Genomic DNA, 25,177 nt, shown 5'->3' with positions numbered 1-25,177 from the left:
TGACTAAGTTATGAAAAATTCTTGCAACATTGAGTGCCAGCCAGATTGTTGATGCCTTTATCACATCAGTCGGGCAGACCGGATACCTGATTAATTACATGGGAAGCAATGCATATATTACAAAAATGTTGATTGACGGCGTTTCCAGCGCCATCCAGGATCAAGCCTCTGTCAATTGCAGTTTTACGAGTGCCGGTGGTACGGTTGTCCAGCATTCAACAAGCGCCCTGAGCCCGGATGATCAATATTTGTTGTTCGGTTATGAGGATCCCATCCTGGGTTCTGTGCTCAACATTGTGGATGCTCAGACCATGGAACTCCTCACTTCGGTTCCTGTGCCCGAATCCGAAATCTATGGCTATGCCTTCACCGGCGATTCCAAAAGGGTTATCACCCTGGGACAAAACCTTCAGGTTCCGATCATATTCCTGGATGGCGAAAATTCTTATATGGAACATAAATTCGATATCTATCCAGGCAGCTATTCAGGAAGTTATAACCCCATTGATGGTTTGTTTTACGTGCTGGGTGATCACTATTATATGTACAAAGTAGACCCGTTCACAGGGGAAATCCTGGAAACAATAGATATGGACATTCCCGGAAGTACAAACTACCGGGTTGCCATCGATCAGCAGGGGGTCCCTTTGGTACTTACCTCATCATCCATGGAATATGATGGCATATCCTATCCGATGCCGGGTATTTCCTCTGAGTTGATTTACAACCAGGATTATGACCTGTTCATCAGCCCGGTTCCCGGTCCGGATGTGATCTGTGTTTTCAATCCCTTACAGGTAGGAATTCAAACTTATTATCCAGGTAAGGAAAGTGACGTTTTCGTCTTTCCCAATCCTGCAAAGGATATGGTCAGCATCCGGTCGGCCGGAAAAATAAAAGGAAATATCAATCTATAGAAACTGTCACTACTGTAAAGCATTACCCTCTAAAAGCCATTTGTAAACAGGTTCGATTATTACTTTTTTCCCATTATAATTAATCTCTTCTTCCTGTTCAAAGGTCAGGATGGTACCCTGATTGAGTTTATGCTCTTCGATTGCTTCACAGAGGCCTCTATACTCCCTTTCCCTGTTAACAGTATCAAGCGAATGGCATACTTGTATGGCATTGGTGATTCTTATCCCATCCTTTATTAAGAAATCACATTCGTACTTTCTTTTATGGAAATAGATATCCTTGCCCAACCGTTTGAGTTGAAGAAATACAATGTTCTCAAGCAACCTTCCTTTGTCTTCTGAAGTTCTGAACCCAAGCTGGAAAGCAAGTCCGGTATCAATGCAATACACTTTCTTTGGATTGTTAATTTGCTTTTTCAGGGAATTGTCATACCGATGGACCGTGAACAAAAGATATGAATTCTCAAAATAATAGAAAAAGTCACTGATGGTGCTGGTATTTGAAAGTCCTGTCAGTTTTCTCAGGCTGTTATAGCTGATCTCTTTGGCCAGGTTACTCATCGCATGCAATACTATTTCCCTGAGTTCCCTTTCTGCCCTTATTTTATATCTTCCAACGATATCCCTGAAAATTATATTGTTGAATAGTGCCTGAAGGTATTCAGGCTTTTTGGTTCTCACATATTCAGGAAACCCTCCTATTTCCATATATTCATAGAATTGTCTTTTTAGTTCAGCTTTCTCTTCGAGTACCAATCGTTTAACATCAAAACTCAAGCCTTTAAATAACAGGAACTCCCTGAATGAAAAAGGATACAATTCTATCATTATCGTCCTTCCCGTCAGGTAGGTTCCTAGTTCCCTGCTAAGCAGGTTTGCATTTGATCCTGTAATAAAAACCTTCATTTTTTCATTGTTCAGCCGTCTGACAAACCGCTCCCATCCGGTAACATTCTGAACTTCATCAAAAATGAAGTACTTTTTATTTCCAAATAATTCGTGAAGAAGCTCAAATAATTTACTAAAATCTTCAATCCTGAAATTGATGAAACGCTCATCATCAAAGTTCACAAAATAGCTTTCCTCAAAAAAAGCTTGCTTCAGCAAGGTAGATTTTCCACATCTTCTTACCCCGGTGATAACTGTTACAAATTCATCAAGGGCGTCCAGGTCACTTCTTCTTTCCCTTTCTATCAAAAACTCTTCATAAATTTTCCTTTGCCGGATCAATAATTCACGTAAGTCTTCAGTTTTCATACTAATTACTATTTAGTAATTTTAATCATAATTACTATTTACTATTTAGCAAAAATAATAAAATCATTTGAAATACACAAAGCCGGAGGCAAAACGATTGGGCATAGCACATTCGACCCCTTCGGGGTCGCACAAGGTTATCCCACATTCTTGCTATAAACATGTAATCCCTTCGGGATTAAGGCCGGGCGTCGATCAGATTGGAAATGAATATTATACTTACAAACCGGACCTCGAAGAGGTCCTATGTTTATAGCCAAAACAATTGGGCATAGCACATTCGACCCCTTCGGGGTCGCACAACGTTATCCCACATTCTTGCTATAAACATGTAATCCCTTCGGGATTAAGACCGGTATTCGAAGAGATTGGAAATTATCATTTCTATTACGTACCGGACCTCGAAGAAGTCCTATGTTTATAGCCAAAACGATTGGGCATAGCACATTCGACCCCTTCGGGGTCGCACAAGGTTATCCCACATTCTTGCTATAAACATGTAATCCCTTCGGGATTAAGACCTGTATTCAAAGAGATTGAAAATTATCATTTCTATTACGTACCGGACCTCGAAGAGGTCCTATGTTTATAGCCAAAACGATTGGGTATAGCACATTCGACCCCGAAGGGGTCGCACATTACTATGCCGCATTGGTGTTATAAACATGTAATCCCTTCGGGATTAAGACTGGTATTCAAAGAGATTGGAAATTATCATTTCTATTACGTATAGGACCTCGAAGAGGTCCTATGTTTATAGACCGGAACCCCATCACACCCTTCTCAAAAACACCGACAATACCACCGACAAGAAGGCCAGTCCCGTTGCAATGACAAACGTGATCCGGAATGCACCCACAATATCGTTCCCGGCTTCGAGCAACAGCCAGGTAAAGATCTGCGAGAACACCAGCACGCCCATCAGTTTCCCCAGGCTTTTGGAAACCGAGATAGCGGCCGAGCCCATGCCGTGCTTCCCGTCGGGCAGTCCCGACATACCCACAAAACTCGACACCGGGTAATACAATCCCATGGCTACGCCCAGGATTACCATGGTTATTACCAGGAACCAGGTCTGTGACTGCCCGTCCCAGAGGCAAAACATCAGCGTGCTAACGGCCAGCAACACAGTTCCCGACAAATACATCCTGTAAGAAGACAAAAAGCGGCCCACAAACCCGCTCAGCCCTGAAACAAGGACCAGTACCAGGGGTGCTATCATCATAAGGTACCCGGATTCGCGGGGTGAAAGGGACAAGCCCTCCTCGAAATAATAAGGCCTCAGGAACCTCGACCCCACGTTAATGAAAAAGAATATGAAAAAACCCGTCATGCTGAGGTTGAAATTCCTGATCCTGAAAAGGCTGAGGTCGAAGACCGGATAGCGTGTCTTCCTTTCCTGTTTTAAAAATAGCACCAGGAAAACGACGGATAAGATCAATAAGCTGGCCACGAGCGGATCGGCGATGCCCTTCCTGCGGGCAAGACCCAGTCCGAAAACCAGTAAAGCAAGAAAGACAAAACTCAGCACAGAACCGGGAATATCCAGTTTATTCCAAATGGCTCCGGATCCTTTGGATTTCTCCATTCCCAGGGCAAAAACAAACCCGGCCAAAGCCAGGGGGACATTGATCAGGAACACATAGTTCCAGCCCGGGTTTTCAACCAGGAATCCCCCGATGAACGGGCCCAGAGCGATGCCAATGCCGGTACACATCATCCATATTCCATATGATTGCTGCCTCCTGGAGAAATGAAGCCTGTGCCGGATAAGCGCCGGTCCCATCACATAAATCAACGACTGGGGAAAACCCTGTAAAATCCTGAATGCCAGTATCCACTCGAAATCCTTTACGACGAAGCAAAGGAATGTCAGCACCATGAAGGAAGCATTACCCATCAGAAGCAGTTTCCTGGGACCGGCAAGCTCGGTCAGCCGTCCTGAGATCATTGAAAAGCCGCTTGAAGTAAGCATGGGGAGGATGAGCAGCCATGACACCTCCGCGGGTTCCATATCAAAGAAAGCCCCGATGGTCGGCAGGGCGATATTGATGGCGCTGAGATCCATCAATACAAGCAGGGCACCAATGTAAACCGAGCCCAGCATGCTGTTTTCGTGTGAAAGCTTTCCCGCAGGCATACAGAGGCTAAATTAAGGATCATTTCGGGAAAACAATCAAAGAAATAAAATATTTGGGGAGACGCAAACAGCATCTCCCCAAACGAGTCAGCGAACCTTTACCATCTTAATTTCACCATGCGCATTTCCTGCGTGAATACGGCAAATGTATATTCCCGGGGCTGCATTTTTCCCCCGGGTTGTCGATCCATCCCAGAAAATTTGCTGACTACCTGCATGATGAATACCTTCTGTTAAATTCCTCACCAACCTGCCATGGACGTCAAAAACCGCGACATGCAGGTAAGATGTTTGATTCAGATGAAACTGTATCTCTGCTCCTGAATCAAAAGGATTTGGAAAAACCTGCAAGTCAAGGATATTCAAACCAGAACCATCATTATCGTAAATGCTCACGGGATTGTCGAGGTGTTTACCCTGGCACCATTGGGCGCCGTTGCGTGTGCAATTATTTCCATGGCCTGTCAGGTCAACCGCTTCCGGTCCGGCTCCTTCATTAAATTTCCAGTATCCCAGGAGACCGCTTTCATTACCAATGAGATAATGATCCATGTGGGTTTCGACCTCTTCCTGCGACCGGATTGACTCCCACACCCTGGCTTCATCGATGATGCCGTTGAAGGAACTGTAGGGCATGGTTGCTGATTTACCAATGATAAGTTGTTTGTCAGCATTATGTATGACCGGGCCGTTGGGAGGATTGATTATGGTAAGGGTTTGCGCTTCCCCGTTGATGTACATAGTAACAAGGCCCGCCGCATCGTAGGTAACTGCAATATGCTGCCATTGGCCGGTTTTGATGGACCCTGCGGGGGTACATATCCTGCTGGTTGCTTTGCTGTTATGCTCCATTTCGAGCACGAGGCAACTATCGTTGAAAGGGGATAATGACGCGATGAGGTATATCATGAATCTGCCTTTATCGAAGATCCTTCCCATTCCCATCCCCGGGGCAGCTCCGTAGGTGGCAGGATTGATCCAAGCCTCGAGGGAAAAGGGACCACAAAGATCCAGTTCCGGGGTAGCCTCACACCAGGCAAAGCTGCCGCTGCCATTAAATTCCAGGGCGCTTTCCCCGTCAAAAACAGCAATATAATCTTCGTAAACAACCATCCTGCTCAGCGAATCTGTTCTTACCTCGAGGCTTACGGTATATTTTCCCGGGTTTTCAAAAATCCAGGAAGGATTTTCCTCATTGGAATCAACAATACCATCATGATCAAAATCCCATGCGCGATAAACTATGGGGAAAGGGAAAACAGAGTTATCCGTAAAGCTTACCTGAAGCGGAATATGCCCTGAGAGCGGAGTACCTTCAAAGCGGGCGCCGTATTGTTCGTTCTCCCACCAGCGGATCTCATCGGCCCCGAAGCATGCACCGATAATATCCAGGTCTCCGTCGAAGTCTATGTCAAGAATATCCGTTTTCAAAAGATCAAAGGCAGCATCGCAGAAAATGTATTCGGTGAAGTTCTGTGCCCCGTCGTTTTCAAAGATGGAAGCGATAGCTCCCTGCCAGGCAATAGCAAGGATATCAATATCGCCGTCGTTGGAAAAATCGGCCATGTTCACCGTCCTGGCCCCGTTATAATTCTCCCGGATAAGGTGATACGTAAAATTCTCGTTACCATCGTTTTGAAACCAGGCTACTTTGTCATCGCTACCACAAGCTGTGGCGGCGAAATCGACATCACCATCGCCATCGATATCGGTTGCCATAACGGAATTCGGACCAGCCCATCCTGTGAATATCTCATGTTCAGTAAAAGTCATGAAACCATCATTTTCAAACCATACGATTTGTCCGGCTTTAGCCGTGGCGATCACATCCATGTCCCCGTCTTCGTCGAGATCGGTGGCTGTGGCATAATTCGCTTTATCCCAGTTATCTTTCAGGATATGTTCGGTAAAATTCTGATTACCATCATTTTCAAACCAGGAAATAATATCTCCGCCGCAGGCTGTGGCCAGCACATCGGTATCACCGTCTCCGTCCATGTCCAGGTCGATGCCTTCCAGATGGTCCCGGGTGAAGACATAACTGGCCCCGGTCCAGTTATCAACAAGAATATGTTCGGTGAAATTTCCCGACCCGTCATTCTCAAACCAGGAAATCCTGTTTGCATTATAAGCAGTGGCTACAACATCCATATCATTATCACCATCAAAATCGGCAATATCGAGAGCTCTGGCTCCCGGAAAATCTTCCGTGATCATATGCCGGATGAACTGTTGTGTTCCATCATTTTCGAACCATCCAACATGGCCACTGTCGGATGCCGTTATGGCAAAGTCGAAGTATCCGTCATTGTTGAAGTCTGCCGCAGCCAGCGAACAGGCCCCACCAAATTCCTTGCGGATCAGGTTTTCGGTTAACTCTAACTGAGAAAACAAAACTGCAGGATGCAGGATCAGGAAAGCAGCAACAGGGAGTAACAAATACTTTTTCATACTTAAAAATTTAAAATTTACTTCAAAAGTATCCTGCATCCCGGAGAAATGAGTCCTGTTTGATCGGTCGGGACAACAACTTATCCAACCTGCGATACATACTATCCGTTAATCCGCTTGTGCAAAATGCAGATTCATAAAACATTTCACATGGAATAGCTTTACTTTTGATTCATGGATAATCCCGTAAAATACATCGCATTGCTGGGCATGGGCCAGGTAGTGTTGTTTATTGTCCTTATCCTTTTCAAAAAGAAAAAACAGGTAAAGGACTACCTTTTGGCATTAACCCTGCTTATGATCGGAGCCGAGCTTTTCTATCGATTTACCGGCACACCGATCACCGGTCAGGCAGACAACCGCATCATAGTGCTGGACCTTGTTTATTGGGCCATCCTGGGACCGGCAACTTTACTATACATTGATTTTCTGGTTCATCCTGATTTGCGCTTCCGCCGTAAACACCTTTTTCATCTGGCGCCACTGATTATCATCATGATACCATATACCCGATATCTGATATCAGGAAATACACAGGATCCGTTTTTCCTTTATGCCACCCGGAGTGATCTTTTTAATATCGTGATGGTATATATTTGGGACTGGATTACACCCTTCTACCTAATTGCGACATTATTCAGGATCCGGACTTATCGCAAAGAAGTATATTCATTCTTTTCAAATATCAGGAAGAAGGACTTAAGATGGGCCTTTTATCTGACAGGAGGCTTAATGATCTATTTCCTGGTTGCTTTTCTTTTATTATATCTTGGAGAATTCGGTCTTATTAACTTTCCATATTCTACGGCAACGATTTCAGTGATAGTATTGGAGGTATACGTTCTTGGGGTGGGCATTTACGGTTACAGGCAGGAAGGGATTTTCAGCGAATATAACCAGACAGGATCAATCAATCCGGGATTGGTATCAAAAATAAACGCAGAAAATATTAACGGGAAAAAATATGAACGTTCGGGGTTAAACGACATAGAAGGCCAGGAAATAGCCCAACAGCTAAAAGTCCTCATGCGGACTGAAAAGCCCTTCATCAACTGTGATCTCAACATTAATGATCTTGCAGAAAAGCTGGATACATCATTCCATAAACTCTCCCAGGTGATCAATGAAAATTTCCATCAGAATTTCTACGAGTTTGTAAATTCTTACCGTATTGAGGAAGTAAAAAAATACCTGAACGATCCTGATTATGATCACCTGAAGATCATATCTCTGGCCTGGGATTGCGGATTTAACTCCAAATCGGCCTTCTACAATGCTTTCAGGAAGATCACCGGAGAAACGCCAACGGAATACCGGAGCAGGGTTCAGAAAGAGACATACAGGATTGGGGCATAATCGCTATAACCATAAAGTTTATCTATTATTTCCATAACACTCGTTGCAAAATTCTGAAAATTCATTTGTCAAAAAATAATCTTACCGGAAACCTGATATTCTGTAATTTCGGCGCAATAAATAAAAAAAACATTTAACTATTTGTTCTATGTCGGAAAAAATCCTAGTTATCGGAGGCAAAGGCATGTTAGGACGGCCAGTTGCAGAAAAACTGAAAGAAGCCGGTCATGATGTAAGGCTTTTTTCACGTTCAGTTTCAGAAAAGGAAGGATTTGAGGTTTACCGGGGAGATTTCTTCAATCCGGCCGATCTTGAAGGTGCTATGAAGGGTTGCACCGCCATCCACACCAATCTCGCAAAAGTTGATGAAGAAGCTGCCATGAAGCAAATAGTTGCTGCAGCAAGGAAAGCCGGGATCAACACAATATCGGGTATTTCCGGGGCATCCGTTTGCGAAGAGAATCGTTGGTTTTTCATGACTGAAAAGAAATACCAGGCAGAGCTGGCGCTAATCAACAGCGGGATACCCTACATGATCTTTCGTCCAACCTGGTTCTTCGAATCCCTTGAGTTGATGGTCAGAAATGGCAAAGCCATGATGATTGGCAAGCAACCCCACCCCTACCGTTGGGTGGCCGCCGATGATTATGCCAGGATGGTTGCGGCAGCTTACGCAAAACCTGAAGCCAGAAACAACATTTTCTTTGTTTTCGGGCCTGAATATCACAAAATGCGCGACCTGCTGGTAGAATATGTCGGTAAGGTCCATCCTGAAATAAAAAAAGTATCGGACATTCCCTTATGGATGATGAAACTGATCGGAACCTTAACAGGGAAAAAAGAAATGAAAATGGTAGCCTTGCTTTATGGCTACTTCGAGAAAGCCAGGGAACAGGGGGATCCAACTTTTACCGATAAATTGCTGGGCAAACCGGAAACAACGTTTAAGAAGTGGCTGGAGAAGAAGGTATAGCTTAAAATTGACGACACAGTCATATAAAAAGGGACTCCATCCCGTAGGATGGAGTCCCTTTTATATAATCAATAAAGATATAACCTCTTCGGGATTAAAAAACGGATTCAATTGGATGGAAAATGATTATGATTTTGGCGAACCAGACCTTGGAGAAGTCTTATGTTTATAAACAAAAAGTGAAGAAACAGGGAAAAGCCATTACATTCAATAGAGACTGAGAAGTGCTTGCCGTATGCTGAAAAACAATTTTAAATGGCTATATACATGGTATGATCATATGGAGCTTAACATACCCAATACAACAAATGCCATAGAAGGCCATTTTCCTGTTTTGAAGACTAAACTCAGAAATCACAATGGATTGTCCATTGAAAGGAAAAAGAAATTTATTGATGAGTTTAAATAGGCATAAAGACTGTTGAAAAAAACAGCCTACTATTTGTCTATTATACCTCCTTTTCGTAAAAATTTCAAACGGGAAAATGCAACCCGATTAACTATAATTGAGTTTAAATCTTAACGTGTCCATTTGTTCTGTAATAAGAAAAATAGGATATTGTAAAAGCCAAACAAAACCGGATAAACTTATAACTCATTCATCTTTAAGCAAAAACCAGCAATTATGAAACCAAAATCTGACTTCTTCACCCGGACTACGGTACTTCTGGCGTGGATATTTTTCTTTTCAGGATTCTCCAGTCTGATCTACCAGGTCGTATGGCAAAGGGTTTTAACCATGCATTATGGATTGGGCGCCATATCCATGACGCTGATTGTCAGCATATATATGTTTGGATTGGGTATCGGGGCATTGATTGGCGGATATCTCGCCGAAAGAGTTCGAAAGAAAATACTTCTTTATTTTTTCATAGAACTTCTGATAGGCGTTTTTGGTATCATCAGCCTTCCCTTTCTGAAATTACTGGGTATTTATACAGCAGGAAGCAGTTATCCGCTGGTTTCGGTTTATGTTTTTCTATTTCTGAGCATTCCTACCCTTTTGATGGGAATTACCTTGCCTCTCCTCACAAAGATTTTCAATTCCTATATACAGAACTTCCTCAACAGTGTAAGTTTCCTTTATTTCATCAATACCCTGGGGGCAGCATTTGGTGCGTTGATAACGAGTTATGTGATCATCTCATTGTTTGGACTTGATACCGGAGTGTATATTGCTGTAATTATAAACCTAATTCTGGCCGGATTAATTTTTGTCATAAACAGGAAATCAGCACCGGCAGCCGCAAAGCCCGTATTGCAGGAGCAAAAGGAATCGGAATACAAGCCCCTCAACCGTTACCTGGTGTATTCCCTTGTTTTTGTGACAGGCTTCCTTGCGATTGGATATGAGATCATTTGGTTCAGGGTTGTTGGGATTTTTGTAAAAGCATCTCCTTATGTTTTCTCTTCCGTGCTGGCAGTATATTTGTTCGGTATTGCACTGGGAAGCTATTTTATGAACCGGTTTATCCGGAAAAGGACCATTGACCGCAGAAATGTCTTCTTCCTCATACAATTCCTCATAGGAGCCTTTGTGCTGGCAGCTTTCCTGGGGTATTATTATCTGACAAGATATACCGGTTTTGAAATACTTACAAGATTATCGTTTACGAACCTCTATCATCCGGATCCCAATCTGCCTTCGACAGAATCATTGAGAGCATTCTTCCTGGGATTATACAAGCTTTTTGATATTTTCTTCTGGGCAGGGATATTCGTGCTGATACCTACTCTACTTATGGGAGCAAGCTTTCCGTTAATATCCTCCCTGGCACTGGAAAGACCTGACAGAGAAGGGTCTACTATCGGACGAGTATATTTTTTCAACATTGTGGGAAATGTTTTGGGTGGTATTCTGACCGGTTTCGTTATCCTGCCAGCATTCAGCAGTGAAACAACCATCCTGGCATTTATTATCGTCGGTATCCTTTTTGGTTTGTTCATAAACCGATACAGACAAAAGCAATTGCGCACGGTTGTGCGTGTAGCCGTTGTAGCAGTGCTTATCGTTTCCGGTATTCTTTTCATGCCTGGTCCCGGGCAACTTTACAAAACCATTCATGTACAGCTTGAAAACAATTATGAAACCTACCTGGAGGAAGGAATTGACGGCGTAGTGATTACGTTTGTCAAAGGAGATAGCATGGTAAATTACATCAACGGGATACAACATGGCTGGAGGCCATTGTATAGCTACCATTTTGAAGCCGGGGAGGCAATTTTCTATTCAAAAAAGGTGGAAAATGTCCTGGTAATTGGTTTCGGCAACGGTACCATCACGGAGATAGTCCTGGAAATGCCAAATCTGAAAAAAGTAACATCCATAGAGATCAATCATGCTCTGATAAAGAATCTGAATAAAATGGAGTTTTTCAGGGAGATGTTCGCGGATCCCAGGCTGGAACTTGTTGTGGATGATGGCAGGCGTTACCTGTTAAATTCCAATGAGACCTTTGACCTGATCCTGATCGATCCTTTAAGAACAAGGACTGCATACAGCAATAACCTTTACTCCGATTATTTTTTCAGGGAGATCAGCGATCATCTTACTCCTGATGGTATCTTTATGGCGTGGATGGATGAGTTCCGGGTAATGCCTAAAACCATAGCTACAGCCTTTAAATACGTAAGGCAATACGACTTTTTCTGCCTGGCCTCAAACAGCCCGTTCGAGTTGAATGAAGAAATGAAGAATATACTTATGAGCCGTTTCACCGAGGAAGAAAAAAGCGGCAGGGCAGAATATGAAGGATGTTACCTGGGCGATCAGGACTATATTAAATCCATTACCGTTGGTTATCCAATAAACAGGGAATGGAAACCGGTTGGAGAATATTATCTTGGATTGAAAATCAGGGAAAGCCTGCTTAATAAATAACTATATCAGAAGTAACCAGGAAGAATACCAGCATGTATGAAAACCATCGTAGAGCTTTTTGAAAATCAGGCTAAACAGCATCCTGATCGGATTGCTTTACATTTTTACGGACAGGAAATAACATTCGGTGAGCTTGAGGCTGAATCGGCGAAAATAGCCCGGCGGCTCAGGCAGGAAGGGGTTGGTAAAGACAGTATTGTTGGTCTTTTTATCGACAGGTCCCCGGAGATGATCACCGGCATCTTTGGCATCTTAAGGGCCGGAGGAGCCTATCTGCCCATAGATCCTGCTTATCCCCCCGAAAGAAGGAACCTGATCATTGCCAACTCCGGCACAGGAACTATCCTTACCTCAGAAAAACACAGAAATTCGTTGCCAGAAGGATCTTTTAAAGTTCTTACTTTCGGGGATATCAGTTTAACGGCGCAGCAAGCAGATGATCCAGCCACAAGGGTTAATGTCATGCCGGATGATCTGGCATATGTCATTTACACATCAGGTTCTACGGGCATTCCCAAGGGTGTTATGATCGAACACCGGGCGCTGATGACCCTTCTGGAGGGTTTCAACACGGTTGCTCCCCCCGGAGACGCGGAGGTCTGCTTGTCTGTGACTCCCTTTACCTTCGATGTTTCTGTATGGGAATTCTTCATATCAATACCTTTCGGCGGAAGCCTGCATCTTTTACAGACAGAAGACCTGATCAACGTTCAGGATTTTGCTGATTACCTTTTCAGGAACCGTATCCAATGCGCCTATTTTCCTCCCTCCATCCTTTCGGAACTGGTTAATGCCATGGAAAAGCGGGAAGAGCTGTTCCCGCTCCGCCGCTTGCTGGTGGGTGTTGAACCCATTCGTCAAAGCATCCTGCAAAGAATCAGGGATAAATCGGAAGATCTGATAGTGATCAACGGCTACGGACCCACAGAAACTACTATTTGCGCCACTTTTTACAAATTTGAACACGCAACGGAGCCGGATCGCAGGACACCCATTGGAAAGGCTGTTCCCGGCTATGAGGTAACCCTGGCAGACGAAAATTTCCATAAAGCCGGCCCCGGGGAGAGCGGGCAGATCGTCATCGGCGGACCCGGCCTTGCCCGTGGGTACCTGCACGACCCGGAGCTGACAGACAGGAAATTTATCCAGGATCCTTTCCGTGCAGATCCATCGGCACGTATTTACCTGACAGGCGACACAGGCCGCTATCTGGAAGACGGGAACATTGAGTTTGCCGGACGTAACGATTTCCAGGTGAAGATACGCGGATACAGGGTGGAATTGGGTGACATTGAAGCTGTTGTTGAAAAACACCCACTGATCACCGATAATGCCGTCATCGATTTTGATGACGGCCATGTGAAAAAACTCAGATTATTCTACACCACACGGGATAACAAAGCATTGCCGGCATCAGAATTGAGAAGCTTTATCAGCCATTATCTTCCAGGATATATGGTTCCGGCATACTACCGTCAGTTGGAAAAATTTCCCAGGACCAGCGCGGGCAAGACAGACAGAAAGGCATTGAAGGAAATGACATTTGAGAATCTGCCGGACAGCCATCATGTGCCACCCTCCAATGAAGCCGAACAGAAACTACAGAACATCTGGGCTTCCGTCCTGGATATGAATACTATCAGCACAGATGCCGGCTTTGCCACGCTTGGCGGGGACTCCATCCAGGCAGCCATGATCATTTCCAGGATATCCGAAACATTTGGAATATCCCTGAACGTGCAGGAATTTTACGAGCATTCAAGCATAAAAGAAACAGCCACAATCCTGAACAGCAAGTCTGCTCATGAACGGCAGGTGATCCCGGCCATACCGCGCAACCTTCCCTCCTACCCCCTGTCGGTGACCCAGCAGGAACTCTGGTTCCTCCACCAGATGGACGAAGGCAGGATATCGCACAATATCGTCCTGCAAATAAAGATTGAAGGTACCCTGAATCGTGAAATTCTCAGGAAATCAATCCAAATCATTATCAGGCGCTTTGAGGACCTGAGGACATCATTCCCGGTACAGGACGGATTACCCGTTCAGGTCATCCACGAAGACAGCCCGCTGGATTTACCGTTCAGCGATCTGCATCATGATCCTTTGAATCATGCCAAAACCCAAAAGATCCTGGATGAGCTGGCTCATCACATATTTGACCTGGAACTTTGCCCTCTATATAGGTTCCACCTGGTCAGAATGGAAGAAGAACTGTATTACCTTAATTTTTCCATACATCATATCATTTTCGACGGATGGTCGATGGGAGTGCTTTTCAGAGCTTTGAAGGAAATTTACAGTTCGGTCGCTGATGGCACACAAGCCCTGTCCGGTCAACTCAGGATACAAAACGTGGATTATGCAGAGTGGCAATGGAATGAATATCGTTCGGGACATATGGGGCCGGAAAAAGAATACTGGGAGCGTGTCCTTACACCCAGACCGGACCCGGCAGGACTTTTCAGGAATAAATCCCGCAGGGAAGGTCCCGGTTCAGGAAAAAGATATTGGTGGATCATCCCGGAAGAAGTATCCGGTCAGGTTTCCAAACTGGCTGCCCGTTATCAAACCAGTCCTTTCATTACCCTGCTGAGTGTTTACTTTATTCTCCTGCATAAATACCTCAACGAAGATCGCATCCTTGTCGGAACGCCCTATGCAAACCGGAAACCCTCAGAGACCGAGGATCTGATCGGTTATTTTACCAACATGATCTCGCTTGTGGGTGAAATCAAACCGGGTATGGGTTTCGAAGAATTTTTACAGGAAGTCCATAAAGCAGGTATGGGAGCGTATTCAAATACCGCCTATCCTTTCGGACAACTGGTAAAAGACCTGGGCATCAGAACAGAAAACAACGTACACCCGGTTTTCCAGGCCCTGTTTATCATGCAGAACTGGTACAATCCTGAAATGGAGTTTTCAGGATTGAAGGTTTTGCAAAAAGAAATGGGAAACCGTAGTTCCAAGTTCGATCTTACGCTGAACATAGAAAAGGTTAAGGAAGGATTGGAATGTTGGATGGAGTATGACACTTCCCTGTTCCAGGAAACAGAAATCAAAGATCTGTCCGAAGGGTTCAACAGGCTGTTGGGAGCAGTTCTGATCAATCCCCTGTCCGCGATTAAGGAGCTAGAGTCAGGCATAGAAAGTCTATCTGTAAATACCTGTTATCTGATGGGCGACGGCAACACCCTTAACCTGTGTGCCGCCACCCTGCTCCGGCAAGGATGGAAGATCAACGGTATCATTTCTTCCGATCCCGATACGGTGGTTTGGGCCAGGATGCATAACACCGCTATCCTATCCCCCCGCAAAGATATTACCAACATCCTGAAAGACAAACAATTCGATTATCTTTTCAGCATAAACAACTCTTATATTATCCCCGGGGAGCTGATACAGGTACCGGAAAAAGGATGCATCAACTATCACAATTCGTTACTGCCGTTAAATGCAGGGTTGTTTGCATCCCATTACGCCATCCGGAACGGGGAAGCATTTCACGGGATCACCTGGCATTATGTGATCAGCGAAATAGATGCAGGGGACATACTGATACAAAAATCATTTCCTGTAAATGACCGGGATGTTGCCTCCTCGCTTGACCTGAGAAGCTTTGAACTGGCCGTCAGCAGCTTCGAAGAGCTGATCAACGGCCTTACGGAAGGAACACTTGTTCCGCAGAGGCAGGACCTCTCTCTGAGAACTTACCACGGCAAATACGAACGGCCTGACAATGCCTGTGTTATATCCTGGAACCAAACGGCAGAGCAGATCGATGCCCTTTACCGCTCCCTGACGTTCCGCGGGAAATTCGACAACGACCTGGGAACGCCCAAGCTTTGGAAAGAGAACAATTTGTTTATCATTGAAAAACTCAGGATATCGGAGCATGCCAGGGGCAAATATCCCGGAATGATTACCGGTTGCGATCACGGTGAGATAACCATAGGCACACAAACCAGGGATATTATCATTGAAAAGATCAGAACCATCGACGGGGAGCCCTTGGTAATGGAAGATTTTTGCAGGCCGGCCGGGGTTAGACCTGCCGGGAGGATGCCTGAAATCCCCAAGCCCGATAGTGTTTTGCTTACCGCAACCTATCGTGAGTCAGCCCGGAAAGAACCATACTGGATAAGGCAACTGGCGCGGGCAGAGAGGTTTCAATTCCCGCTGGAAGATGGATCTCTTGATGAGATCATCCTGGAGACAGGAAAAGACAATAGTGAGGAGGCATCCATTGCGCTTGTATCCGTTTTCCTGGCAAGACTTTCGGGAAACCCTTCCCTGACCCTTGTCATGGACGCCGCAAGCCCCGGATCGAACCGGAAATGGATGGATATTCTTTATTCTCCGTTAGTTCCATTGAATATTAAGACCGATCCCCACATCAGCTGTTCCGAAAACATCGGGGTAATCAGCGGAATGATCCGCAGGAACAAGGAATCGTTCAGCTTTGCAAAAGACATTTATTACCGGCACCCACGCTTACAGCGGACAAGCTGGCAGGATAACTGCCGGATCCGTTACGAAAAAGGCAAAGTCATTCTACAGCTTATTTCGGAAAAGGTAAGCACCGAAAGCCGGGAGCTATTCCAGGAATGTTTTAAAGCATTTCATCTGCATCAGCAAAAGCATCCTGAAAAAATCCTGAGAGACATACCCCTTATACCGGTATCGCTTGAAAAGCTCATCCTGGAAGACTGGAACAACACGGATATGGAAGTACCTGCAGGCTTAACCTTTCCTGAGCTGTTCCGTCAAAAGGCAGAGAAAAGTCCTGATGCCATTGCCCTGCAATTCGAAGACACCATGCTCACCTACCGGGAGCTGGACGAAGCATCCGGCAGGCTGGCGCAATATCTTCTTTCGCTCGGGTTGTCGCAGCCCTTCCTGGCAGGACTGCTTATCGACCGCTCACCGGCAATGATCATCACCATCCTGGGAATACTGAAAGCAGGCGGGGCATATGTGCCGTTGGATACAAAATATCCTGCCGAAAGGATAAACCTCATCTGCGAAGAAACAGGATTCAGAATAGTATTAACAAACAGGAAATATCTTGAAAAGCTACCGGAAAGCATAAGACATATCCTGGTGGCGGAAGAGCTTATACCGGATCTTTCACAGGAGGATATTCAGGACAGGCTGCCGGAGATCAGGCAGGATAACCCTGCCTATGTGATCTTTACCTCCGGCTCAACCGGAAAGCCCAAAGGGGTTGTGGTAAGTCACGGTGCTCTCATATCCTTTACCCTGGCAACCATTGCCAATTACAGGCTCGGAGCCGGCGACAGGATGCTGCAATTTGCTTCGATAACTTTTGACGCGGCAGCCGAAGAGATCTTCCCGACGCTCAGCAGTGGTGGTTGCCTGGTATTGAGGACGGAAGACATGATCAGCAGTGCGGAATCATTTACGGAATTCTGCAAAAAGCACCGGATCACCATCCTGGATCTGCCAACAGCTTATTGGCACAATATTTCCGGTGAGATCATCCGCAAAGGGTTATCGTTTGAAAAGGCAATGCGCCTCATCATCCTGGGAGGTGAAGCAGCCAAAAAAGAAAACCTCCTGCAATGGATGGCTTATGCCGGAACCCATCCACAGGTAGTAAACACATACGGGCCAACAGAAACGACAGTGGTAGCTACCGCATATTTTGCGGGGGAAGAGGTAAAGACCTTCGACAGCGTGCCCATTGGAAGGCCTATTGGAAACGTAAAGACCTATATCGTTGATTCGTACGGCAACCTGATGCCGCCCGGGGTTGCCGGTGAACTATGGATTGGCGGGAAAAGCATTGCAAGCGGTTACCTCAACAACCCGCAGCTTACCGGTGAGAAATTTATTCCCGATCCCTTTGGTCTTCCCGGTAGCAGGGTTTACCGGAGCGGCGACCTGGCTGCTTTTTATCCCGGAGGAAATCTGAAATTTATTGGCCGGACCGACAACCAGATTAAGATCCGGGGTTTCAGGATAGAGCCCGGAGAGGTAGATGCCGTAGCTGCCGGGATGAAAAAACTGGCACAAAGCTATACCATGCCTGTCAGGGAGCAAGACCGGCTGGTATTTTACTATACCGTAAAAGAAGGCTACAGTTTATCGGAGGAGGAGATCAGGGAATATCTTAAAACCAGGCTTCCCGATTTCATGGTCCCATCGGCATTTATCCGGTTGGAATCCTTTCCCCTGACAACCAGCCTGAAGATCGATCCAAAAGCGTTGCCGGCACCGGAAAACAAGCAAACCGGTGCAAGAGAAATATTGCTTCCTGCCAATGAAACGGAGGAGAACCTTTACAATATCTGGAAAGAAATATTAAAAACCGGCGGTTTCAGCGTGAGCGACAGCTTCTTCGATCTTGGTGGCGACTCCTTGTCGGCCATAATATTCCTGTCGAGGTTATCGGATATTTACGGTGAACTATCCATACCCCTGCGCGAATTGTATGCGCACCCTGATATCCGGTCGTTCAGCAGGTTGTTGGTTCCTGAAAAAGACAAAGCAAGCCTTGATGAGGAAAGAAAATCCAATCTTCATCTTGCCCGTATACAGCCACAGGGGAGGTTGGCACCGCTGGTCATGATCTATGGAGAAAGCGCCAATAACTACCTGCCCAAGCTTCTGGGCCGGGAGAGGCCGTACTGGGCATTTATCCCCCAGGGGTCGGACGGGGAAAGGATACGGCTAAAGACAGTGGAGGCCATCGCATCTGCCTACGCGGATGAACTGACAGAAGAGGTTAAGGCGGAAGAATTTGTTGTTGCAGGATATTCTTTTGGCGGGCTGGTAGCGATTGAAACATCCAGGAAGCTGGCAGAAAAGGGTAAAAATGTAAAATCCGTCATCCTGATTGACACGCTGACACCGCTTTTGTGGAATGCGCAAAAGCATAAAGTGACATTCACCCGTAAGTTACGGCGCATGAAATTCCGTTGGATAAGAAGAATAAGCATTATCCTGGGTAAAAAAGTGCCGGAGAAGTACAGGAATTTTTACATCCTGGAGCGATTCAATGCTGCATACAAAAAATACACGCCTCCGGATTACCCGATGAACATCCATCTGATCCGTTCGGAAAAGAGCCTGCATCCCGATCCTCTTCTGGGCTGGGAACAGTTTGGTAACCTGAATATAAAAGTGCACAATATCCCCGGGGATCACCATTCCATCATACGGGATCCGGAGTTGATGAAGATCACGGCAGGAACCATCCTGGATATTCTGGGATCATGACAGGGAGGAGTCGTCTATTTTGTGACGTAATAGATCAAGCCCTGAAAATACCCATCCTGGAGTACGATTGAATCGTTCAGCGGATCGTTTTCATTATGCAGCGACCCGGAGAACCTTCCCTTGACCCAGCCACCGTTGCCTTCCCAAAGATCGATGCTCACTGTGGCATGGCCGCCTGAGCCTGACCTGTAGTAATTTCCATCCGGACTAATATACATCAGGTAAAAATGATGATCGCCGGTTTTGTAAACCGTATCGGCTTTCACATGATCGGGCAGGCCGATGCCAATATAGTTATTAACGGCATCATCCTTGTTAAGCATGAAATCGCCGCAAAAATGCGACATAACGCAGAAGCGTTTGAACTTCGAATAATCGTTGTATTGCACCTTTTTCCCTTCGATGGCAAAGAGGGCATAAGGCCTGGGGTCGTTGTCTTCCGACTTCTTTTTCTTACAGCCACCGGCTGCAATGGCAAGGACCAGGATAATCAACAAGGTAAGTTTTGTCTTCATGAATGGCTTTTTAGGTTATTAAATGGTATTGGGTTACAAGTTAAGGAAAATACATACAAAATCCATTCAGGAATAAAAATAGTTATTCATTTTTTACTAATAATAAATATCTCGTTATCAGTGTGAAATTATGTGATGAGCGTTTATTCTGCGATCTGCGATCTGCGATTTCTTTCTCCGATCTGCGATCTGCGATCTGATCTCTGCGATCTCACTCCCTCCATCCCTGTCTGTGCCGTTCCTGCCTGCCATGTTCCTTTTCACGGCAGCCATAGATCCTGCAATACATTTTGTGCAGCTTGTCTTTCTGGTGAGGGTTACAAAGGCTTTTTACCTGGAGGTAGTGATCAATATTGGCTTTCTGGAGTTGAATCTGCATCTGGGTCAGTTCTGTGACCAGGGTGTTTAACACCAGGGTGTCTGGTTCATCGGAGTAAAGGTGATCCAGTATTTCGTTTCGTTTTTCGCGGATGGCCAATGCCAATGGCTGTGCATGATTTCGGAAAGAATCCTGTATGCTGCACAAACGGGGTATTTGTGTTTCTGTGAGATCCAGTTCATTGCGGATGATCCCGGCGGTGATATCCCGGGTCTCAGTGCTCAAGGCTTTCTCCTGCCGGTTTACCAGCACAAAAAAGGAGATCAGCACGGAAAGATTGATCACAACCAGGAACAGGAAGACCCAGAAAAGGGTTCTGTTCAATGAATTCATTCCTGATAGTCTCATGGCTCGGGATTTTGGTTAATACTTATATTTTCATCCATGAAATCATTTACAAACAGGCCGGAGCGGATCTTATCCAGGCTATCCTCCTCTGTCATCGTCATCTTCGCGCCGCCGCTTCCAAGGGTTATTCCTACTGCCATCGCCGCCAACAGGCCAAGTGTGACCAGGGCAGGCTTCCAGAAATATATCCGGGGTGTTTCCGGAACCGCCATCCTGTTTTCAAGATAATTCAGGATGCGGGATGTCATGAAGGGATTGACCTTTACCTCTTTCTCACGGTCAATCAAGGTCTCAAGGGATTGTATCCTCTCGGCCAGTCTTTGGCAATCAACGCATCCTTCCATATGCTTATCCATTTCCCTTTTAAACTCCGGATCCGGTTCTTTCCTGAAATAATCCGGCAGTTTCCCGTAAAATGTCTTACAATCCATATGCGTATTTACTTTATATATTCAGAAAAATGACCTGCAAGCTTTCCGTATAGATTCATCCTGGCACGGTGTATCAGCGATTCAACGGAAGAAAGGCTCACTTTCATGACTTCGGATATTTCCTTATATGACAAATCCTCAAACCGATGCAGGATGAAAGCTGTCTTCTGTCGTGCGGGTAAGGCCGAAATGCTGCTGTAAATGAGTTTTACATTCTCTTCTTCTCCCAGGAAATCGCGGATATCATTGGGTTCATCTGTTTCCTGGAGACGGCTTCCGCTAAAAAATTTAAGAAAGCCATTTTTTCTCTTCACGGCATTGAGTGAGTAATTCACGGTTATCCTGTATATCCAGGTGGATATGGACGATTCATCCCGGAACCTCTCTGCCGAACGTAGTATTTCCAGGAATATCTCCTGCGAAAGATCTTCGGCATCCTCCATATTGCCAGTATACCTGTAGGCAGTCCTGACAACCTTTTCCTGGTATTTATCAACCAGATACCGTATGGCATCCCCGTCTTTACTGATGATTCCTTCTTTCAGCTCCCTGTCGGTCATGAACCGTTTTATTAGTCAGTATTGATAAATTATGCAGGAAAGACGTTCACCATCTTTCCTGCATTTTAACCAGACTGGATATAAAATTACTTAGTTTTCGGCTGATTTGCATTTTTATCTGCGGCATTACGCAGGCATGATCCGTCCCTGAGCCTTAGTCCTTGTCCTTTCCCCCCATGGTTTCTGCCGTATCCGCAACAACCCTTTTTCCCTTTACAATTAGTTGTTTTCCAGTTATCACAAACGCCGTCTCCGTCTTTATCCACAAAATTCCGGCCTTGTCCTTAATTACCACGTGCTACGGCATTGTCACAAATTCCGTCATTGTTGTTATCCACAAATTTTCCGGGTGTGACCGAAGTGCCTGTGGTTGTCTTAACGTTGTCTTTTACGTTTGCATCCTGTGCACTCAGAGATCCCAGGATAAAGAGCGACAATGCCGCGGTCAGCATAAGTTTTGCTAATGTTTTCATAGTTAAGATTTTAATAATGAATTTTAAATGCTTTTCATGGTTTAGACAATTCTGAGACGGAAAACTTGCGCCTGTCAGAAAACTATTATCCTGGCAAGTCATGTATCTGCCCTGATTATTGCTAATTTTGCATTTTCATGGAAAAAATCCTGCTGTAATGAACAAGATAGCCCGTAATATATACACCTTTCGTTGGTTGATCATAATCCTGGTAGTATTAATCACTGCATTTGCAGGATACCAGATACCGAATATACAAATCAACTCCGATGTTATCAGCAACCTTCCCGACGAAGACAAAGACGCCAGGCTGCTCAAAGAGATCGGCAACAAATACGGTGGAAACAGCATAGGAATGGTGATCCTTGAGGCGGAGGACATTTTCCGTCCGGAAATCCTGGAAAGGATCGCGCAGCTTACCGATACTATTGCAGGGATAAGCGGGGTTTATTCCGTTACAAGTCTTTCCAACATGATGGATATACAAACCGGTGAATACGGTATGGAGATTGGCAAGCTTATCGATGAGTACGACCTGCCGGATACCCAGGAAGAGCTTGACCATCTGAGGGCCAGGGTGATGTCGAAAGATTTATACAGAGGGAATCTTATCTCTGCCGACGGAACAGCCACTGTTGTGATGTTCACGGTTGCCGAAGATGCGGATGTACGTGAAGTTGCTGAGGCCGTGATCCAAAAAACGGAAGCTCTCGACATCCCGGAAAAGGTTTATTATGCCGGATCCCCCATGATGGTGACCTCCATTTCCGATCTTATCTCAGCGGATCTGATCACCCTTATCCCTATCTCATTCATCGTGATTGCGCTGGTGCTTTTGATAAGCTTCCGCACCGCCCGCGGTGTAATCCTCCCGTTGCTGACCTCTGCGATCGCGATAATATGGACCATCGGCATCATGGCGATCAGCGGTTATGAAATGTCGATGATATCCAACAATATCCCGATCATTTTGTTGGCTGTCGGGAGTGCATATACCATCCATGTGGTTAACAGGATAAATATAGAGCGTGGGACAAGTACCGAAAAAGTGATCACGCATGCACTCGTATACATTTTCATACCGGTATTGCTTGCAGCTCTTACAACCATGATCGGGTTCATTTCCTTCATTTTCGGGTCATACCTCACCATGATCCGCGATTTTGGGATTTTCACGGCCCTGGGTACTTTCCTTTCGGCTATGCTCTCTCTCACTCTTGTCCCGGCTATTGTCTCCGCCATGCCACCCAGGGCTAAGGCTATTGAAAGGCAACGGCGCAGGAACCGGAAGTCCTTCATGACGGAGTATATCCTCTCTCCCATCAAGCGACTTCTTTACATGCACCCGAAATACACACTCACAGCATGGATCTTGCTGATCATCCTAAGCTCCGGAGGTATCTTCATGATAGAGCGCAGCGTCAACATACGCGATTATTTCCGTAAAGGAAATCCCACGCGTGTTGCCGAAGACATTATGGTGAGCAAGTTCGGAGGTTCCAAGCCTGTTTTCGTGTTGTTCCGCGGCGACATGCAAAATCCTGAGGTACTGCAAACCATGATGCGCACGCAGGAATACATGAAAAAAAGCCCCGATATCCTTACGACGCAGTCGGTAGTCGACATCATCGCCGACATGAACGAAGCCCTGGGCGAAGGCAGGGATATTCCATCCGACCGGGATAAGATTGAACAGCTATGGTTTCTGCTCGACGGACAGGAATATCTGGAAAGGTTTGTAAGCAGCGACCTCAGCGAAGGGATTATCCTCTCTAAATTCACCTCCCCCGATAACCAATCGAAGAAGGAATTCGCCAAATACATGCAGGAGTTCATCCTGGAAAACTCAACGGAAACATGTTCCATTGAAATCACAGGCATGCCTTTCGTCGATGTAACCATGGATAAAAGCCTTATCAACAGCCAGTTTGCAAGTCTTTCCATAGCAATAGTTTTTGTGGTGATCATAGTGGGACTGATATTGCGGTCCTTCATTAAAGGATTATTCGCCATCATCCCTATTGTAGCGTCCATCATCATCTTATTCGGATTTATGGGTTACCTGGGTATCTCTCTGAATATAGGGACTGTATTGGTTGCCAGCGTTGCCCTGGGGATAGGGATAGATTACTCCATTCATATCATTTCCCATTTCGATCATACTTACAAAAAGGGACAGGATATATACAGGTCGCTGCGTGACACGATCATGATCAGCGGTAAAGCCATCATCATCAATGTCCTTTCGGTTTCAGCAGGCTTCCTGGTCTTGCTGTTTTCCGAAATGGTACCTCTTGAATATTTCGGCTTGCTGATCGCGATCAGTATGATATTTTCAGGCCTGGGTTCCCTCACACTACTGCCGGTGATCCTCATCCTGGCAAAAAGAAAAAACCTTTTAACAAAAAGTTAACCTTTCCCATTCCTAAGCTTTGTATTTTTGTATCGAAGATATTTTTATCATACAAACCTGTTTTATTATGAGTTCAATTCGAATTTCCCTGTTGGTATTTGCCATAATAATTTTTTCAGGAACGAGGACCGTCTTTTCCCAGGATGCCAGAACCATCCTTGAAAAGCTCGATCAGGTAATATTCGCCCCCAAAGACAAACAGGGACAAGTCAAGATCATCCTTATGAAGAAAGGGCAGGAAGAAAAGGTGAGGGAAGCGTTTATGATGCAAAAAGGAACCGACAAAAAGCTATACCGCTATACATATCCTGAGTCACAGGCAGGAATTGCCACACTATCGTTACCCGATGGAGTAATGTGGCTTTACATGCCTGCTTTCGGTAAGCCCAAAAAGATATCCCTGCTGGCTAAAAGTCAGGCATTTACAGGAACTGATTTTTCTTATGAAGACATGTCGGTGGGTTCCTATGCACAGGAATACAAAGCAGAACTCCTGGAAACACGGGAAAACTCATACATCCTGGAACTAAAACCTGATGCGGAAAAGTCGAATTATTCGAAGCTTATCCTGGAAGTTGATAAAACAAACTATTACCCCATCCATATCGATTACTACAATAAAAAGGGCATCCTGGAAAAAGAAGCCGATTACAGGTATCGCAAAACAGGAAAATACTGGAATGCCGAAGAAGTGACAATGACAGATCTCAAAAAAGATCATGCCACCCGAATTTTGATGACAGAAGTTATCTTCGACCAGAATCTATCCGACGAAGAATTCACCGTGGAGAAGCTGGTACCGGAAAGCAAATAATGCGGCAGAGCTTATTCCTGC

The 25,177-nt window shown here is 45.3% G+C and carries 15 protein-coding genes and 1 pseudogene; 8 read left to right on the top strand and 8 right to left on the bottom strand.

What is annotated here, in order from left to right; translation table 11 throughout:
• Nucleotides 1–29: 29 nt before the first annotated feature.
• Nucleotides 30–917, top strand: coding sequence for a hypothetical protein (locus KKA81_09085; protein MBU2651075.1), 888 nt, complete (start codon nt 30–32; stop codon nt 915–917).
• Between the two features lie 9 nt (nt 918–926).
• Here KKA81_09085 and KKA81_09080 read toward each other — a convergent pair whose 3' ends face one another.
• From KKA81_09080 to KKA81_09070, 3 genes are all read right to left on the bottom strand, one after another.
• On the bottom strand, nt 927–2,174 hold the full coding sequence (locus tag KKA81_09080; protein ID MBU2651074.1) for an ATP-binding protein: 1,248 nt from the start codon (nt 2,172–2,174) through the stop codon (nt 927–929).
• A 772-nt stretch (nt 2,175–2,946) separates the two neighbouring features.
• Nucleotides 2,947–4,314 carry an MFS transporter gene (locus KKA81_09075; protein MBU2651073.1) on the bottom strand — a complete coding sequence of 456 codons (1,368 nt, stop codon included), beginning with the start codon at nt 4,312–4,314 and terminating at the stop codon, nt 2,947–2,949.
• Between the two features lie 87 nt (nt 4,315–4,401).
• On the bottom strand, nt 4,402–6,765 hold the full coding sequence (locus KKA81_09070; GenBank protein MBU2651072.1) for a VCBS repeat-containing protein: 2,364 nt from the start codon (nt 6,763–6,765) through the stop codon (nt 4,402–4,404).
• A 174-nt stretch (nt 6,766–6,939) separates the two neighbouring features.
• Between KKA81_09070 and KKA81_09065 the strand changes: the two genes are divergently transcribed.
• The 5 genes and pseudogenes from KKA81_09065 to KKA81_09045 all read left to right on the top strand — a co-directional run bounded on the left by KKA81_09065 (nt 6,940) and on the right by KKA81_09045 (nt 19,223).
• Nucleotides 6,940–8,121: a helix-turn-helix domain-containing protein gene (locus tag KKA81_09065; GenBank protein ID MBU2651071.1), complete on the top strand. Its 1,182-nt coding sequence runs from the start codon at nt 6,940–6,942 to the stop codon at nt 8,119–8,121.
• 148 nt (nt 8,122–8,269) lie between these two features.
• Nucleotides 8,270–9,094 (top strand): NAD(P)H-binding protein, encoded by an 825-nt coding sequence (locus tag KKA81_09060; GenBank protein MBU2651070.1) that lies wholly within the window; start codon nt 8,270–8,272, stop codon nt 9,092–9,094.
• Nucleotides 9,095–9,308: 214 nt separating this feature from the next.
• Nucleotides 9,309–9,503, top strand: a pseudogene (locus KKA81_09055) (hypothetical protein).
• 216 nt (nt 9,504–9,719) lie between these two features.
• Nucleotides 9,720–11,975, top strand: coding sequence for a fused MFS/spermidine synthase (locus tag KKA81_09050; GenBank protein ID MBU2651069.1), 2,256 nt, complete (start codon nt 9,720–9,722; stop codon nt 11,973–11,975).
• A gap of 36 nt (nt 11,976–12,011) precedes the next feature.
• The gene (locus KKA81_09045) at nt 12,012–19,223 is read left to right on the top strand and encodes an amino acid adenylation domain-containing protein (protein MBU2651068.1); all 7,212 of its coding nucleotides are present in this window, start codon (nt 12,012–12,014) and stop codon (nt 19,221–19,223) included.
• Nucleotides 19,224–19,237: 14 nt separating this feature from the next.
• Here the strand turns inward: KKA81_09045 and KKA81_09040 are convergent, their stop codons facing one another.
• The 5 genes from KKA81_09040 to KKA81_09020 form a co-directional block, all read right to left on the bottom strand.
• Nucleotides 19,238–19,738, bottom strand: a complete 501-nt coding sequence (locus KKA81_09040) for a hypothetical protein (GenBank protein ID MBU2651067.1) — start codon at nt 19,736–19,738, stop codon at nt 19,238–19,240.
• A 211-nt stretch (nt 19,739–19,949) separates the two neighbouring features.
• Entirely contained in the window at nt 19,950–20,465 is a 516-nt protein-coding gene (locus KKA81_09035; GenBank protein ID MBU2651066.1) for a periplasmic heavy metal sensor, read from the bottom strand.
• Entirely contained in the window at nt 20,462–20,896 is a 435-nt protein-coding gene (locus tag KKA81_09030; protein MBU2651065.1) for a zf-HC2 domain-containing protein, read from the bottom strand. Before KKA81_09030 ends, KKA81_09035 begins: the two co-directional genes overlap by 4 nt.
• Before the next feature lie 8 nt (nt 20,897–20,904).
• Complete coding sequence (locus KKA81_09025) at nt 20,905–21,456, bottom strand: RNA polymerase sigma factor (GenBank protein ID MBU2651064.1); 552 nt, start codon at nt 21,454–21,456, stop codon at nt 20,905–20,907.
• Between the two features lie 284 nt (nt 21,457–21,740).
• Complete coding sequence (locus tag KKA81_09020) at nt 21,741–21,929, bottom strand: hypothetical protein (protein ID MBU2651063.1); 189 nt, start codon at nt 21,927–21,929, stop codon at nt 21,741–21,743.
• 157 nt (nt 21,930–22,086) lie between these two features.
• On the opposite strand from KKA81_09020, the gene KKA81_09015 reads away from it, so the two are divergent.
• On the top strand, nt 22,087–24,342 hold the full coding sequence (locus KKA81_09015; protein ID MBU2651062.1) for an MMPL family transporter: 2,256 nt from the start codon (nt 22,087–22,089) through the stop codon (nt 24,340–24,342).
• A gap of 67 nt (nt 24,343–24,409) precedes the next feature.
• Entirely contained in the window at nt 24,410–25,156 is a 747-nt protein-coding gene (locus KKA81_09010; GenBank protein MBU2651061.1) for an outer membrane lipoprotein-sorting protein, read from the top strand.
• The last annotated feature ends 21 nt before the right edge of the window (nt 25,157–25,177 follow it).

The sequence above is a fragment of the Bacteroidota bacterium genome (genome assembly GCA_018831055.1).
Lineage (GTDB): Bacteria > Bacteroidota > Bacteroidia > Bacteroidales > B18-G4 > M55B132.
Note: the sequence above shows the minus strand (reverse complement) of the source record. Positions and strands in the feature narration are given on the sequence as shown.

Excerpts from the sequence above, each read along its gene's own strand:
- KKA81_09060 (MBU2651070.1), top strand. The coding sequence starts at position 8,270 with ATGTCGGAAAAAATCCTAGTTATCGGAGGCAAAGGCATGTTAGGACGG.
- KKA81_09020 (MBU2651063.1), bottom strand. The coding sequence starts at position 21,929 with ATGAAAACATTAGCAAAACTTATGCTGACCGCGGCATTGTCGCTCTTT.
- KKA81_09045 (MBU2651068.1), top strand. The coding sequence starts at position 12,012 with ATGAAAACCATCGTAGAGCTTTTTGAAAATCAGGCTAAACAGCATCCT.
- KKA81_09075 (MBU2651073.1), bottom strand. The coding sequence starts at position 4,314 with ATGCCTGCGGGAAAGCTTTCACACGAAAACAGCATGCTGGGCTCGGTT.
- KKA81_09010 (MBU2651061.1), top strand. The coding sequence starts at position 24,410 with ATGAGTTCAATTCGAATTTCCCTGTTGGTATTTGCCATAATAATTTTT.
- KKA81_09050 (MBU2651069.1), top strand. The coding sequence starts at position 9,720 with ATGAAACCAAAATCTGACTTCTTCACCCGGACTACGGTACTTCTGGCG.
- KKA81_09070 (MBU2651072.1), bottom strand. The coding sequence starts at position 6,765 with ATGAAAAAGTATTTGTTACTCCCTGTTGCTGCTTTCCTGATCCTGCAT.
- KKA81_09040 (MBU2651067.1), bottom strand. The coding sequence starts at position 19,738 with ATGAAGACAAAACTTACCTTGTTGATTATCCTGGTCCTTGCCATTGCA.
- KKA81_09030 (MBU2651065.1), bottom strand. The coding sequence starts at position 20,896 with ATGGATTGTAAGACATTTTACGGGAAACTGCCGGATTATTTCAGGAAA.
- KKA81_09065 (MBU2651071.1), top strand. The coding sequence starts at position 6,940 with ATGGATAATCCCGTAAAATACATCGCATTGCTGGGCATGGGCCAGGTA.
- KKA81_09015 (MBU2651062.1), top strand. The coding sequence starts at position 22,087 with ATGAACAAGATAGCCCGTAATATATACACCTTTCGTTGGTTGATCATA.
- KKA81_09080 (MBU2651074.1), bottom strand. The coding sequence starts at position 2,174 with ATGAAAACTGAAGACTTACGTGAATTATTGATCCGGCAAAGGAAAATT.
- KKA81_09035 (MBU2651066.1), bottom strand. The coding sequence starts at position 20,465 with ATGAGACTATCAGGAATGAATTCATTGAACAGAACCCTTTTCTGGGTC.
- KKA81_09025 (MBU2651064.1), bottom strand. The coding sequence starts at position 21,456 with ATGACCGACAGGGAGCTGAAAGAAGGAATCATCAGTAAAGACGGGGAT.